The following is a 14412-nucleotide window of genomic DNA, read 5'->3' as shown; positions in this document are numbered from 1 at the left end:
CTCTGGCGCCGACGCCACCAGGCCCGAGCCCGCCGCAGCCACTACCAACGCCAAGCCACCCAGCAGCCATAAAGATCACATCTCCGGCTGGAGTATTAGGGCCTGAGTATCCGTACCTGGCCGAAGAGATGAGTAGCTGCGCGGATGGGGTCAGGCCTGCGCGGACGAGACAGTGGAGGCACGTAAAAGGGCACGGCTCCGGCACCGCCGACACGGGGCGGCGGAACGGTGCTTGCCCTTGACCGCTCCTTCCTCCGGCACTCCTCCGGCGGAAGCGAGGCAGGGGGAGACCCGGGGGAAGGACCGAAGGGGGGTCACGGGGGCACGACGGAGCGCCGGTTCGAGACGGCCCGCCAAGGGCGCGGTCGCACGGACCGGCGCTTTCGTCTGCCGGGGGCCACCAGCCGTCCAGGTGCTCTACCGGCCGTCCATGCGCCCTACCGGCCGCCGCTCACGCGCCCCTGGATCAGCCGCGACAGCGCCGCGTGGACGTCGTCCAGGGAGCGCTCCGGCTGGAACGACTGCCAGTCGAGCGCCGCCACCAGCACCATCCCGACCAGCGCCGCCGCCGTCAGCGGGACGTCGATCTCGTCGCTGAACTCGCCGCTTTCCACGCCCGCGCGCAGCACGTCCTCGATGGCCGCGACGACCTGCTGCCGGACCACCATGAGCGTGGACTGCCAGGCCCGGTTGGTGCGCCACAGCTCGGCCACGTACAGCTGGGTGAAGGACGGGTAGCGGGCGATGAAGGCCAGCCCGGCGCGGATCATGGCGTCCAGGGCGTCCACCTTGGTCCCGCCCGCCCGGTCGCTCTGCTCGGCCGCGTCCCTGAGGGAGGCGGTGAGGAGCCCCACACCGTGCCGCAGCAACTCCTCGAAGAGGACGGACTTGCTCGCGAAGTTGTAGTAGACCGTGCCCTTCGCGACCCCGGCCCGCTCGGCGATCTCGTCGACGGTGGTCGCGGAGAAGCCCTGCTCCGCGATCAGGGTGACGGCCGCCTCGTAGAGCTTCTGCCGGGTCGCCTCACGGCGGCTCGAGCCGCCCGACGTAGCGGCGCTGCTGCGTTCCATGGCCCTGATTCTCACAGGAACGGCCCGGTGGGATGGCGCGGACCTCACAGGTTCAGCTCCGGGTGCAGCCGGCCGAGCGTCCACACCTGCCTGCGCCGGGCCGACAGGGCGGTCAGCGCGAGGGCGCCCGCGGTGAACGCCGTCAGCACGGCGCACGCCTGCCACACGGGACCGAGGCCGCCGCCCGTGATGAGCCTCCGCAGCGCTTCGACGACGTAACTCATCGGCAGGAAGGGGTGGATGGCGTTGAAGAAGCCCGGGGAGGTCTGCACGGGGTAGGTGCCGCCCGCGGACGTCAGCTGGAGCATCAGCAGGGCGAGGACGAGGATCCGGCCCGCCGCCCCGAAGCGCGCGTTCAGCCACTGGACGAGCGCCGCGAAGCACGCCGCCACCAGGAACAGGAACCCGATCGTCCCCGCCGCGCGCGTCATCTCCAGGCCGATCGCCCAGTGCAGCACGGCCATCAGGGCGGCCGTCTGCAGCACGCCCACGGCGGCCACCGGCAGCCAGCCCGCCAGCGCGATCCGCCAGGCGGAGGCGCCCGCCGCGAGCGCGCGCCGGTTCATCGGCGGGATCAGCATGTACGCCACCATCGCGCCCACCCACAGGGACAGCGGGATGAAGTACGGGCCGAAACCGGTGCCGTAGTTGGGCGCGTGGTGCAGGTCCCGGGAGGCGAGTTGCACCGGGTCCGCCATGACCTGGGTGCGCCGGTCGCGGTCCTGCTTGTCGTAGTCGGGGATCTTGCCCGCGCCGTCGTGCAGTCCGCCGGCGAGCTTCCCGGAGCCGTCGGCGAGCTTGTACATGCCGCCGTTCAGATCGATCGCGCCCGTCTCCAGCTTGCCGATGCCCGAGTCCAGGTCGGCCGCCCCGGCCCGGGCGGTGCCCAGGCCGGTGTGCAGGGTCCGGGCGCCCTTGGCGACCTCGGCGGCGCCGTTGTTGAGCGCGTCCGCCTTGGAGACCGCGTCGTCGAGGTCGTCGGACAGGTGCGGTGCCGCCTTCGCCAGGGCCCGGGCCTGCTCCTGGAGGGTCTTCAGGTCCTTCCGCATGGCGGTCATGTCGCCGTGGTAGTCCCGCACCACGGTGTTCACGTCCTCGGCGAGCCGCGCCGCGTCCGCCGCGGCGTCCTTCGCCTTCTTCAGGTCCGCGCACGCGGGGTCGGGCAGGACCTGGCTCACACAGCGCCTCTCGTACACCGCGTCCAGCGTCTCGGACGCTTCACGCGTGCCCTTCTCGGCGACGGGGGCCGTGGTGACGAAGGCGTCGAGGTGCTCGCTGATGACGCCCGCCGAGTCGGCCACCAGGGTCGCGGTGTCGGCGATCTGCCGTCCGTCCTTCTTCAGGAAGGGCCGCACCTGGTCGGCCGCGCCGTGCACACGGTCGGCGAGCGCCTGGGTGCCGTCCGCGACCTGCTGGGCACCGTCCTGGAGGGCGCCCGCGCCCTGGTCGAGCTTCGTCAGGCCGCTCGACAGTTTTCCGCTGCCGCTCTTGGCCTCCTTCAAGCCGTCGGCCAGGTCCTTGGAGCCCTTCTCCGCCTTGCCGATCCCGCCCGTCAGCTGGTCGGCGCCGTCGGCGGCTTTGACGGTGGCCCCGTGGATGTCCGAGAACGAGATGAAGATCCGGTCGAGGAACGACCGCGACGTCTTGGTGGAGGCGGCCGCGCGCACCTCGGCGAACACCGTCTTGGAGATCTGCCCGACGATGTAGTTGTTGGCGTCGTTCGTCCGCACCTGAAGGGCGCCGGTCCCGGGGGAACTTCCGGAGCTGGAGGCGATCTTGGCGCTGAAGTCGGACGGCATGGTCAGCGAAAGGTAGTAGGTGCCGTCCTCGACGCCCTTCCTGGCTTCGGAGGCGCCGACCCGGTGCCATTCGAAGGTGTCGCTCTTGAGCAGGCCCTTGACGAGGTCGTCACCCGCGGTGAGCCTCCGGCCGGCCACGGTCGTGCCCTTGTCGTCGTCGACGAGCGCCACGGGGATGCGGTCCAGCCTCCCGTACGGGTCCCAGAACGACCACAGGTACAGGGCGCCGTACAGCAGCGGCAGCAGCAGGAGCGCGACCAGCGCCGCACGCGGCAGCTTTCCCCTGCCGAACCGCCTGAGCTCAAGCGCGGCCAGTTTCGGCGAGCGCATCCGCCGTCTCCTTGTCGTCGTCGCCGTCTTCGGTCGGCTCGTCGGGCGTGGTCTCCTCGGGCGCGTGCCGCGCGCCGGGTGCCGTCGACACCACGACGGCGTCCTCGGGGGCCTCGGTGCACACCGCGAGGACGGTCGTCCCGTCCTCGGTCAGCGACCTCAACAGGCCCCACGCCTCGGCCCGTTCGGCGGGGGACAGCTTCAGGTCGGCGTCGTCGACGGCGAGCAGGCGGGGCCGGCCGATCAGGGCCAGCGCCACGGACAGCCGCAGGGCCGCCAGCCGCTCCACGTCGCGTACGGCGGTCCGGCGGCCCTTGGGCAGCTGTTCCGGGTCGAGTCCGGCGGTGGCGAGGGCGGTGTCGATCCGGCGTGCCGCCTCGGCCGCCCGATCGCTCCTGGGCCGCAGCAGCGCCCGCAGGGAGTCCCCGAACCTGCTTTCCAGCAGGGCGCGTTCGCGCAAGTGCTCGCCGACGGTCAAGGCCGGGTCGAGGTCGGTGACGCCGGGTACGTGCGCGAGCGCGCTGATCCGGCGCACGGCGGACATCTCCTTGGGCAGCCGGTGTCCGCCGACCGCGGCCCGTCCCTCGCTCGGCCTCATCCGTCCGGTCAGCGCGAGCAGCAGGCAGGTGCGGCCGGAGCCCGAGGGGCCCTCGACGGCGATGAGCGAGCCGGGCTCCGCCTCGAGGCCGACGCCCCGGAAGGCCCAGCCGCGCGGTCCCTTCAGCCCGAAGTCGGCGGCACTGACGGCGACCCCGGCCGCCGTCTCCTGCATGTCCATGTCCCCCCTCGTTCCCCTGGGTGGGGCACCCATCCCGGGGTCCGGTCACAGGACCCCGGGCGCCGGGTTTTGAACTGACTGGTCAGTGCAAAAACTACTCCGAACCTTTGAGCGAAGCAAAAGAGCAGGTCAGAACGGATTGTCAGTGCCATACCCCACGATGGGCACATACGGCAGCCCGTATCAGGGCGTGCCGTCACACAGACGACAGGAGGTTCGTCATGGCCAGTCACCACGCAGCCGCCGCACGCCGGCGCCGCGCCACCGGCCCTGCCCCCTCACCGACCGGCCCGGCGAGCGACGTGCACCCCGTGCTGCGCCGGGCCACGGCCCCGCCCGCCGCCCTCGACCTGCTGGCGCAGGCCCGCGCCGCACTGGAGGAGGCCACCCTCCTCGAAACGCCGAACGAGCGGTACGCGACGGCCCATCTGGCGGCCCTGCGCACCGCCGCCGCCGTGCTCGCCGCGCGCGGGCGTCCGGAGCCGACCGCGCGACGCCGCGCGAAGATCCGCAGCGCCTGGGAAGTGCTCCCCGAGATCGCGCCCGAACTCACCGAGTGGAGCGCGCTGTTCGCCTCCGGCGCCGCCCGTCGCGCCCGCGCCGAGGCCGGCATCCGGGGCGCGGCCGGCACTCGGGACGCGGACGACCTGATACGGGACGTGGCGATGTTCCTGCGCCTGGTCGAGCGGATGCTGGTGCTCCAGCCGGTGCTCCCGCAGCCGCGCCAGGAGGCGGAGCGGGAGATGCCGGACGCGGGGTGAGGATCCGGGTGGGTGAGGGGTCCGGGGCGGGGGCCGGAGGCAATAGGGTGGAGGCGCCTGAAGTCTTTCGCCCTGGTAACGGGGGTCGGAAGGCCGTCCGATCGCTCCGCCGAACACCAGGCGGTGCCGCGCCGAGGAGTCAACTGCCGTGTCGGACCCCACTCGCCCCCGCGCGTCTCTCCGTACCGCCGTGGTCTGGGAGGTCCTGAAGGACGCCCTCGACCGCCGGGTCAAGGCCACGGGGCGGGACGTGCTGGACGTCCTCGACACCGGTGGCGGCAGCGGCAACTTCGCCGTGCCCGTCGCCCGCCTCGGCCACCGCGTCACCGTCGTCGACCCCAGCCCGAACGCGCTGTTCGCGCTGGAGCGCCGGGCCGCCGAGGCCGGTGTCGCCGACCGGGTGCAGGGCGTGCAGGGCGACGCGCACGGCCTGTTCGACGTGGTCGAGCGCGGCGGCTACGACGTGGTGCTGTGCCACGGCGTCCTGGAGTACGTCGACGACCCCGCCGAGGGCGTCCGCAACGCCGTCGCGGCCCTGCGCCCCGACGGTGTCCTCAGCCTGCTCGCCGCGGGCCTCGGCGGCGCGGTGCTCGCGCGGGCCCTCGCCGGGCACTTCAAGGAGGCCAGGCAGGCGCTTCAGGACCCGAACGGCCGCTGGGGCGAGGGCGACCCCGTACCGCACCGCTTCACCGCCGAGCAGCTCACCGCGCTCGTGGAGGACGCGGGCCTGAGCGTGGGCGCGGTGCACGGCGTGCGGGTCTTCGCGGACCTGGTGCCCGGGGTGCTGGTGGACACCGAGGCGGGCGCGCTGGAGGCGCTGCTCAAGCTGGAGGCCGCTGCGGCCGAGTCCCCGGCGTTCCACTCGGTGGCGACGCAGCTGCACGTGCTGGGTGAGACCAGGGCGGCCGCCGAGTCCTGAGCGGCCTGTTCATGGCGCCCCGCTGATCAGCGGCTTGGCGGCGGATGGAGTAGGCCACAGGCCCTCCGATCGGGCGGTCCGCGCCGTATGATCGAAGGAGACCGACCGGCATGACGGGTCGGCCGCTGGGGAATGAAGATCTCAGTGAGCCGGGACGGGCATGGCGGATTCCGGTTGGCCAATTGGCGTAGAGGGGCGGGTTTCAAGGGGGCGATTCCCTGCCTATCCTGAAGGGGACCCCCGGTCGCCCCGGCGACTGCACGATGAGGAGGACTCCGTGCCGCTCTCGGAGCACGAGCAGCGCATGCTCGAGCAGATGGAGCGAGCGCTGTACGCCGAAGATCCCAAGTTCGCGTCGGCGCTTGAGGGAAGCGGGCTGCGTACGTACACCCGGCGGCGGGTCTACCAGGCGGTCGCGGGCTTCCTCGTGGGTATCGCGCTCCTCATGGCCGGAATGGTCGCGAAGCAGATCTGGATCAGCGTGGTGGGATTCCTCGTCATGCTGGGCTGTGCGGTGCTCGTGGTGACCGGTTGGCGCAAGGTTCCCAAGCCGGGTGAGCAGGCAGCGCCGGGCGTCCGCCGACAGGTGCGCCCGCGACGTTCCATGATGGACCGCATCGAACAACGCTGGCAGCGCCGACGGGACGAACAGGGCCAGTAACCGCAGACGTGACGCAACAGGGGTGACCGCAAGGTCGCCCCTGTTGCTGTACCCGTACCCGTACGCGCCCTGGCGGGCCGCCGCAGCCCGTGCCGGCCGCCGCCCGCCGCCCCCGCACGGGCGGGGAGACGGGCGGCACGGGGCTTGCAGCGGAGGGCCGGTAGCGCCGGCAGGCCCGGATACCTCGTGCCACCGACGCCGCCGCCGGGGTGCCCTCAGGCCGTTGAGGCAGTGGGGGAGCCGTACCAGGCCATCGACGCCGAGCGCAGTGCCCGTTGCCGCCCGCACCGTCGCCAGGGCGGGCGGCACCTCGTGTCAGCCCCCTCGCTGGTCCGACGGGCGGCGCACCAGGGCCGTCCAGCGGGTCGCCCAGCGCGTCCTCAGGTCGGCCCAGCGGTCCGCCGCCGCCCATACCGCGCGCATCGCCGAGGGAGGGGCCACTATCGCGCGAAGGCGGGTGCGGCGGCCGGCCGTGGAGCGCAGGGACGCTCGCAGCTTGCGCACGTCGTCCACCAGGCCCGTCTCGGACCGCGGCTCCGGCGCGTACAGCACCTGCTCCACCGCGCCCGCCACCCGGTGTACGGCCCCGGCCGTCTCGGGGTCCAGCCGACCCAGCCGCACGATCCGCTCGGCCGCCTTTCGCGGGGTCAGCGCGTCGTCCGGCGCGATGCCGTAGTCCCACGCCGTGTCCGTGAGCTCCCGCCAGACGGCCAGGGTGTGCCCCACGGCCACCTCCGTCGCCCGGCTCGGGGCGGTCTCACCGGGCAGCACCGTCATCCCCATCTCGTCCGCATACCGCTTACCGCCGCGATCCCCGCGGCGGCTGCGGGCGAGCGGCAGCGCGGACGGAGCGTGCTGCGCGGAGGCCAGCCGCACCGACCTGCTCCTGATCCGCCACAGCATCGGCGTCAGCGGCACCGCCACCAGCACCAGACCCAGCAGCGCCCAGAACAGCACCCGGTACCACGGCGGCCCGTCGTCCCCGGAGCCCGCAGCGACCTGCGAGGACTGGCTCGGGCACCCCTCGATCTTCCGCAGGGCCGCCGAGCAGCTCTCGCTCGTCGACGGCGCGGTGGACGGCGCCGTCGACGACGACAGCGACGGCCGCGGCACCACCGGGATCTGCCCGGTCTGCGTGTTCGACTGCGTGTAGGACGGGGTCGAGCCCCGGTTCGGGGTCGGCTCGAAACGGGTCCAGCCCACGCCCTCGAAGTACAGCTCCGGCCACGCGTGCGCGTCCCGCAGCCCCACCGACATCGAACCGTCCGCCTGCGGCGACCCCGGGGTGAAGCCCACCGCGACCCGCGCCGGTATCCCCAGCGTCCGCGCCATCGCGGCCATCGCGAAGGAGAAGTGCACGCAGAAGCCCTGCTTGTCCTTCAGGAACCGGGCGATCGCGTTCGGTCCGGTGCCGACCTGCACCTGCGTGTTGTAGGTGAAGCCGCCGTCGACCGCGAAGTAGTCCTGGAGCTTGACCGCCTGCTCGTAGTGGTTCGACGACCCGGCCGTCACCCTGCGGGCCGTCTGCGCCACCACGGCGGGCACCGAGGACGGCACCTTCGTGAACTCGCGCTTCAGCGACGCCGGCGGCTCAGGCGCCTTCGCCAGCTGCTCCGCCGTCGGTTGCACGATCAGGCTCTTGATGTCGTACTGCACGCCCCGCGTGTTCTGCCCATGGTCGCCGACGAGCGTGCGGCCCACGGGCTCGTACCGCCAGCTGCCCTTGATCTTCACGCTCGTCGCCGGGTACGGCATCGGCAGCCAGTCCTGCGCGTACCAGTCCGCCGCCGAGATCCGCGTCTCGATCTCGGTCCGCCGCACGCTGCCCGCGAGTCCGGTCGGCGTCGGGAACGAGTCCGGTACGGAGGTGATGTGCCGCTGGGCGGGCTTCCAGGTGGTGCCGTCGAAGTCGTCCAGGGCGACGATCCGCAGATACATGTCCTGGGTGTCGTCCGTGTTGGTGCGGTACGCCATGACCTGGCGGTCCTGGTCCACGTTCAGGCTGTCGCGCAGCGACACCAGCGGGTTGACCGCGGAGATCGTATTGCCGTCGCCGAGCCCCGCGCCCACCCCGGCCCCCGTGCCGTCCAGCAGTCCGCCCCGCAGCGAGGGCAGGGCCAGCGGCACCACCAGGGCGATGCCCAGCGCCACCGCGCCGATCCGCCGCCCGGTGCGCACGGGAGCCACCGCGCCCCCGGAGTCCCCGCCCCCCGCGCCCGGGGCGCCTGTGAAGACCCGTCCCCACTGGGACAGCCGGTACCGGCCCTCGGCCAGCAGCAGCATCAGATAACCGCCCGCGGCCACCAGGAACCACACCCAGTCGGCTCCGCCGTGCGACAGGGCCGTCGCCACCGCGTACAGCGCGAGCAGCGGCAGTCCGGCCGGGGCCACCGCGCGGAACGTCACCGCCAGCGCGTCCACCAGCAGCCCGATCAGCAGCACTCCGCCGACCACCATCAGCCGAATCCCGGGCGTCAGCGGCGCCGGGCTCGTGTACCGCCCGACGTCGTCCCTGCCCGACTGCAGCAGCTCCCCGAAGTGGTGGAAGGCGTCGGGGCCGGGGACGAACCCGGCGAGGGCCTGCTGCCGGGCGAAGACCAGCGTGAGCAGCAGCAGGGCCACCACCACCTGGCAGGCGAGGGTCAGCGGACGCGCCAGCGGCACCCGTCGGGTCGCCGCGCCCACTCCGGTCACCAACGCCACCAGCATCGCCGCCTGGAACAGCCAGGTCGCCGGGCTCACCAGTGGCAGCAGGGCGCACGACGTCATCAGCGTCGCCGCCGCGGCACACAGTGCCAGACGCGCCCGCCCGCTCATGGCCTTCCCTCCGTGCCGCTCAGGGCGCCCACGCCCGTGCGCTGCCGGTCGGCCTCGCGCCACAGCTCCGTCAGGGACACACCCCGGGGCACCGGCACGGCGGTCCAGCCCGCCTCGCGCAGCAGCCGCAGCCGCTCCCCGCTCCGGTCGCCCGGGCCCGGCACACCGGTCGGCTCGCGTCCCCAGGCGTCGCTGTCCAGCACGAACGCGAGCGCCCCGCCGCTGCGCCCGCTCATCTTGGCGGCCATCGCGGTCTGCTCCTCGTCGAGATCGCCGAAGAACGCCACCAGCAGCCCCTCGTTCCCGCCGCGCAGCACGTCGTAGGCGCGCGAGAGACCCGCGCCGTCCGAGTGGTCGATCACGGCGAGCGTGTCCATCATCAGCCCGGCCGCGTCCGCGGACTCCTGGCTCGCACCCGCGAACCCGTCCGCGCCCTCACCGGGCACCGAACTGCCCGTGTCGGTCAACAGCCGCACGGAGAAGCCCCGTTCGAGCATGTGCACCAGCGCGGACGCCGCGCCCGTCACCGCCCACTCGAAGGCCGAGTCCGGGCCCGCGCCCTGGAAGGCGACCGTCCGGGTGTCGAGCAGCACCGTGCACCGGGCCCGCTGCGGCTGCTCCTCCCGGCGCACCATCAGCTCGCCGTAGCGCGCGGTGGAGCGCCAGTGCACCCGGCGCAGGTCGTCGCCGTACCGGTACCCGCGCGGGATCACGTCGTCCTCGCCGGCCAGCGCCAGCGAGCGCTGCCGGCCGTCGCCGTACCCCTGCGCCTCACCCGCGAACCTGACGGGGGGCAGCGGCTCCACACGCGGGACGACCGTCAGGGTGTCGTACGTGGAGAAGGAGCGGGTCAGCTCGCACATCCCGAAGGGGTCGGTCAGCCGCAGCTGGAGCGGGCCCAGCGGGTACCGGCCGCGCAGGTCCGAGCGCACGCGGTAGGACACCTCGCGGCGGCCGCCCGCCTCCACCCGGTCCAGGACGAACCGGGGGCGCGGCCCGAGGACGTAGGGCACCCGGTCCTGGAGCATCAGCAGCCCGGTGGGCAGGCGCGAGACGTTGTCCATCCGCAGATGGACCCGCGCCTCGGACCCCGCGGGCACCCGAGAGGGGGACAGACGGCGGCTGCCCGCGACCCGGTAACGCGTGCGGTACAGCACGGTCGCGCACGCCAGGGGCAGTACCGCGAGCAGGATGCCCACCCGCAGCAGGTCGCTCTGGCCGAGGACGTTGGCGCAGATCGTGGCGGTCACACCGGCGGCCAGGAAGGACCGGCCGCGCGTGGTCAGCCCGGCGAGCGCGGTGCGCAGCCCGCCCCGGTCCTCCTCGGCGGTGCGCGCCGTCCCCCCGTGGGTCATCACAGGCTCCGGGGCGGCTGCTGGCCGAAGCCGCGACCCATGGTGAGGCCGGACTGCTGCTGGGGCCCGGCGGGCACGGGGGTGCTCTGCAGGATCTCCTGCACGACCTGTTCCGCCGTACGGCGGTTGAGCTGGGCCTGGGCGGTGGGCAGCAGCCGGTGGGCGAGGACCGCAACGGCGAGCGCCTGCACGTCGTCCGGCAGCGCGTACTCCCGGCCGGCCAGGGCGGCGGAGGCCTTCGCCGCGCGCAGCAGGTGCAGCGTGGCGCGCGGCGAGGCCCCGAGTCTGAGGTCGGGGTGCGTGCGGGTGGCGGCGACCAGGTCCACCGCGTAGCGCCGGACCGTCTCGGCGACGTGGACACCGCGGACGGCCTCCACCAGCTTCACGATCTCGTGCGCGTGTGCCACCGGCTGGAGGTCGCCCAGGGGGCTGACGCCGCCGTGGATGTCGAGCATCTGCAGTTCGGCCTCGGGGCTGGGGTAGCCGATGGAGACACGGGCCATGAAGCGGTCGCGCTGGGCCTCGGGCAGCGGATAGGTGCCCTCCATCTCCACCGGGTTCTGGGTGGCGACCACCATGAACGGACTGGGCAGTTCGTACGTCTGGCCGTCGATGGTGACCTGCCGTTCCTCCATCGACTCCAGGAGCGCGGACTGGGTCTTGGGCGAGGCGCGGTTGATCTCGTCGCCGATCACGATCTGGGCGAAGATGGCGCCCGGCTTGAACTCGAAGTCCCGCCGCTGCTGGTCCCAGATGGACACGCCCGTGATGTCCGAGGGCAGCAGGTCGGGCGTGAACTGGATGCGCCGCACCGAGCAGTCGATGGACCGGGCCAGTGCCTTGGCGAGCATGGTCTTGCCCACGCCGGGGACGTCCTCGATCAGAAGGTGCCCCTCGGCGAGCAGCACGGTCAGCGAAAGCCGTACGACCTCGGGCTTGCCCTCGATCACTCCTTCCACCGATCTGCGGACGCGCTCCACAGTGGCGGTCAGATCAGTGAGGCTCGCTCGATCGTCATAGGTCGTCACCCGGCCCTCCTCGGCCCGTTCTTTCTCCGGGCCGACGCTCTGCTGTGCGGACCGGCCCACCCCGAAACACGGACACCACGCGTGAGAAGTTCCGCGTGACGCCACAACCCGCAATCTTGCCGCCGTTACCGATTCGTGTCACTCGCCTGTGGATAACTGGCCGCGATATGTCGGCCTTACGGGCTTTTTGGTGCACCAAGGCCGGGATCTTTGTCCGAATGGACTTTTCCCGGTGGCCCGCTGACGGCGGGTGGAGTACGGGGTGGGAGCCCGGAACGTGCCGTTACGCCGGATCGATCTCCCGCAGTCGGCCCGTCTTCACGTCGAACACGAAACCGCGCACGTCGTCCGTGTGCACCAGGAACGGCGAGGTGCGCACCCGCTGCATCGACTGCCGCACGTCCTGGTCGACGTCGCGGAACGCCTCGACCGCCCAGGAGGGCCGCTGGCCGACCTCCATCTCCAGCTCGTGCCGGAACTCCTCGGTCAGCGACTCCAGGCCGCAGCCCGTGTGGTGGATGAGCACGACGCTGCGGGTGCCGAGCGCCCGCTGGCTGATGGTGAGGGAGCGGATCACGTCGTCGGTGACCACGCCGCCCGCGTTGCGGATGGTGTGACAGTCGCCCAGCTTCAGGCCGAGCGCGGCATGCAGGTCGAGGCGCGCGTCCATGCAGGCCACGACGGCGACGCCGAGCACGGGACGGGCGTCCATCCCGGGATCGGTGAACGCGGTGGCGTAGCGCTGGTTGGCCTCGACGAGGCGATCGGTGACGGGGCCCACTATGGCGCCTTCGGGACCGGCGGGTACGGATGCGGAAGTCGTCATACCCATGACATTACTGGGCATCGGCGATCTCGGCCCGCTGTGGGTGGGGACAAAAAACGCCACCGCGGCATGTTGTGAGGTAACCCACACGCGACGGGAAACATCCATCGGATGGGTGAGTCCTTTCGAATCCTCCCGCCGTGCCGGGCCGGTGGCGCCACACGCAGGCCCGTTGATTGACCGCGAGACAGGGTGCACTAAAGTGACGCGAAGCGGGAGGCGAGACGCTCTCCCCGCCACTGTTCACCCCGGAGACGTCGGCGGACGCCGATGACTCCCCGCGTGCGCGGCGCGTACGTACGGCTCGGCCTCCTCCCGCTCCCGGTCGGCTGACGCTTCCGGCGCCGGCAGGCCGCCTTGTGAGCGGGCGGGGACCTGGCGGTGCGATGCGGGCCGCGCCGGATCTGAGAGGCCCCCTTGTCCCAGAGCCGACACGTGCCCGTCATGCTCCGGCAGTGCCTGGACATGCTGGCCCCGGCCCTCGCCGAGCCGGGGGCCGTCGTCGTCGACTGCACCCTCGGGCTCGGCGGCCACAGCGACGCGCTGCTGACGCGGTTCCCCGAGGCCCGGCTCATCGGGCTGGACCGGGACAAGGAGGCGCTGCGCCTGTCCGGGGAGCGCCTCGCGACCTTCGGCGACCGGGCCACGCTGGTGCACGCGGTCTACGACGAACTGCCCGACGTGCTCACCCGGCTGGGCGTTCCGCGCGTCCAGGGCGTGCTCTTCGACCTCGGTGTCTCGTCCATGCAACTCGACGAGGCGGAGCGCGGTTTCGCCTACGCCCAGGACGCCCCGCTCGACATGCGCATGGACCAGACGACGGGCATCAGCGCCGCCGAGGTCCTCAACACCTACCCGGCCGGCGACCTGGTGCGGATCCTGCGGACGTACGGCGAGGAGAAGCAGGCCAAGCGGATCGTGTCCGCGATCGTGCGCGAGCGCGAGAAGGATCCGTTCACCAACAGCGCGCGGCTCGTGGAGCTGATCCGCGACGCGCTCCCGCAGGCGGCCAAGCGGACCGGCGGCAACCCGGCCAAGCGCACCTTCCAGGCACTGCGCATCGAGGTCAACGGCGAGCTCTCCGTCCTGGAACGGGCGATCCCCGCGGCCGTCAAGGCACTGTCCGTCGGCGGCCGCATCGCCGTCCTCTCCTACCACTCGCTCGAGGACCGCCTGGTCAAGCAGGTGTTCGCGGCGGGTGCGGCGAGTACCGCGCCGCCCGGGCTGCCGGTCGTCCCCGAGCGCTACCAGCCCCGGCTCAAGCTCCTCACCCGCGGTGCCGAACTCCCCACCGAGGAGGAGATCGCCGAGAACCGCAGGGCGGCCCCGGCACGTCTGCGTGGTGCCGAGCGCGTCCGCGAGGACGTCGAGTGAGCCAGGGCACCGAGTGAGCCGTACGACAACCGAGTGAGGCGCACGAAAGGGGTGGGCGAGTGAGCAGGAGCCGCGAGGAGGGTGTGGAAGCGCCGCGGGAGGGCGTGTGAGCGGCAAACCCGAACTCAGGGGCCGGGCAGCCCGGCTCGCCCGGCTGATCCCCGCCGGCGGCAGCCGGGCCGCCCGTACCCCCTTCGTGCTGCTCGTCGTCCTGCTGCTCGGCGGCGGCCTCATCGCGCTCCTCATGCTGAACTCCGCGCTCAGCGAGGGGGCGTTCAAGCTCGACGACCTGCAACGGCAGACCAAGAACCTCACCGACGAGGAACAGGCCCTCCAGCGGGACGTGGACGCCTACTCCGCGCCCGACGCGCTTCAGCGCCGGGCCCGCGAACTCGGCATGGTCCCCGGCGGCGACCCGGCCTTCCTGAACCCCGACGGCACCGTCAAGGGCGTCCCCGTGCCCGCCGGTCAGCAGGCCTCGGCGAGCACCGCCGCCGTGCGCCCGCCCGAGGCGCTCAGCACCAGCCCGGCTGCACCGCCGTCGCCGTCCCGCTCCACCCATCCGGCCGCCACCCCCACGGCCGCGTCCCCGACACCGGCCGCCCGTACGGCCGCGTCCCCGACTCCGGCCGCCCCCACGGCCGCGTCCCCGACCCAGCCCGTACACCCCTCCCCGACCCCCGGCAGGTGACGG

At 72.7% G+C, this 14412-nt stretch carries 12 protein-coding genes; 5 read left to right on the top strand and 7 right to left on the bottom strand.

Features of this window, described 5'->3' with window-relative positions; genetic code table 11:
* Positions 1-437 precede the first annotated feature (437 nt).
* From AB0N14_RS27870 to AB0N14_RS27860, 3 genes are read right to left on the bottom strand one after another with little or no spacing between them, the layout of a single operon-like run.
* A complete protein-coding gene (locus AB0N14_RS27870) occupies positions 438-1070 on the bottom strand; it encodes a TetR/AcrR family transcriptional regulator (RefSeq protein WP_200416949.1) in 633 nt (210 codons plus the stop codon).
* Positions 1071-1114: 44 nt separating this feature from the next.
* Positions 1115-3199 (bottom strand): YhgE/Pip domain-containing protein, encoded by a 2085-nt coding sequence (locus AB0N14_RS27865; RefSeq protein WP_366028457.1) that lies wholly within the window; start codon positions 3197-3199, stop codon positions 1115-1117.
* On the bottom strand, positions 3171-3977 hold the full coding sequence (locus AB0N14_RS27860) for an ATP-binding cassette domain-containing protein (RefSeq protein WP_366028456.1): 807 nt from the start codon (positions 3975-3977) through the stop codon (positions 3171-3173). Before AB0N14_RS27860 ends, AB0N14_RS27865 begins: the two co-directional genes overlap by 29 nt.
* A 221-nt stretch (positions 3978-4198) precedes the next feature.
* Here AB0N14_RS27860 and AB0N14_RS27855 point away from each other — a divergent pair, with 221 nt between their 5' ends.
* The 3 genes from AB0N14_RS27855 to AB0N14_RS27845 all read left to right on the top strand — a co-directional run bounded on the left by AB0N14_RS27855 (position 4199) and on the right by AB0N14_RS27845 (position 6318).
* Positions 4199-4738: an SAV_6107 family HEPN domain-containing protein gene (locus AB0N14_RS27855; protein ID WP_366028455.1), complete on the top strand. Its 540-nt coding sequence runs from the start codon at positions 4199-4201 to the stop codon at positions 4736-4738.
* 148 nt (positions 4739-4886) lie between these two features.
* Entirely contained in the window at positions 4887-5657 is a 771-nt protein-coding gene (locus AB0N14_RS27850; protein WP_366028454.1) for a methyltransferase, read from the top strand.
* 277 nt (positions 5658-5934) lie between these two features.
* Entirely contained in the window at positions 5935-6318 is a 384-nt protein-coding gene (locus AB0N14_RS27845; RefSeq protein ID WP_366028453.1) for a DUF3040 domain-containing protein, read from the top strand.
* Between the two features lie 315 nt (positions 6319-6633).
* Here AB0N14_RS27845 and AB0N14_RS27840 read toward each other — a convergent pair whose 3' ends face one another.
* The 4 genes from AB0N14_RS27840 to AB0N14_RS27825 form a co-directional block, all read right to left on the bottom strand.
* Positions 6634-9135, bottom strand: a complete 2502-nt coding sequence (locus AB0N14_RS27840) for a DUF3488 and transglutaminase-like domain-containing protein (RefSeq protein ID WP_366028451.1) — start codon at positions 9133-9135, stop codon at positions 6634-6636.
* Positions 9132-10490: a DUF58 domain-containing protein gene (locus tag AB0N14_RS27835; RefSeq protein WP_366028450.1), complete on the bottom strand. Its 1359-nt coding sequence runs from the start codon at positions 10488-10490 to the stop codon at positions 9132-9134. The genes AB0N14_RS27840 and AB0N14_RS27835 overlap by 4 nt, the downstream gene beginning before the upstream one ends.
* On the bottom strand, positions 10490-11518 hold the full coding sequence (locus AB0N14_RS27830) for a MoxR family ATPase (protein WP_366028449.1): 1029 nt from the start codon (positions 11516-11518) through the stop codon (positions 10490-10492). The genes AB0N14_RS27835 and AB0N14_RS27830 overlap by 1 nt, the downstream gene beginning before the upstream one ends.
* A 283-nt stretch (positions 11519-11801) precedes the next feature.
* Entirely contained in the window at positions 11802-12344 is a 543-nt protein-coding gene (locus AB0N14_RS27825) for a carbonic anhydrase (protein WP_366028448.1), read from the bottom strand.
* Positions 12345-12761: 417 nt separating this feature from the next.
* Here AB0N14_RS27825 and rsmH point away from each other — a divergent pair, with 417 nt between their 5' ends.
* Complete coding sequence (gene rsmH / locus AB0N14_RS27820) at positions 12762-13718, top strand: 16S rRNA (cytosine(1402)-N(4))-methyltransferase RsmH (protein WP_366028447.1); 957 nt, start codon at positions 12762-12764, stop codon at positions 13716-13718.
* A gap of 106 nt (positions 13719-13824) precedes the next feature.
* Complete coding sequence (locus AB0N14_RS27815) at positions 13825-14409, top strand: septum formation initiator family protein (RefSeq protein ID WP_366028446.1); 585 nt, start codon at positions 13825-13827, stop codon at positions 14407-14409.
* Positions 14410-14412: the final 3 nt, after the last annotated feature.

Source organism: Streptomyces sp. NPDC051104 (genome assembly GCF_040682835.1).
Classification (GTDB): domain Bacteria; phylum Actinomycetota; class Actinomycetes; order Streptomycetales; family Streptomycetaceae; genus Streptomyces; species Streptomyces cynarae.
Note: the sequence above shows the minus strand (reverse complement) of the source record. Positions and strands in the feature narration are given on the sequence as shown.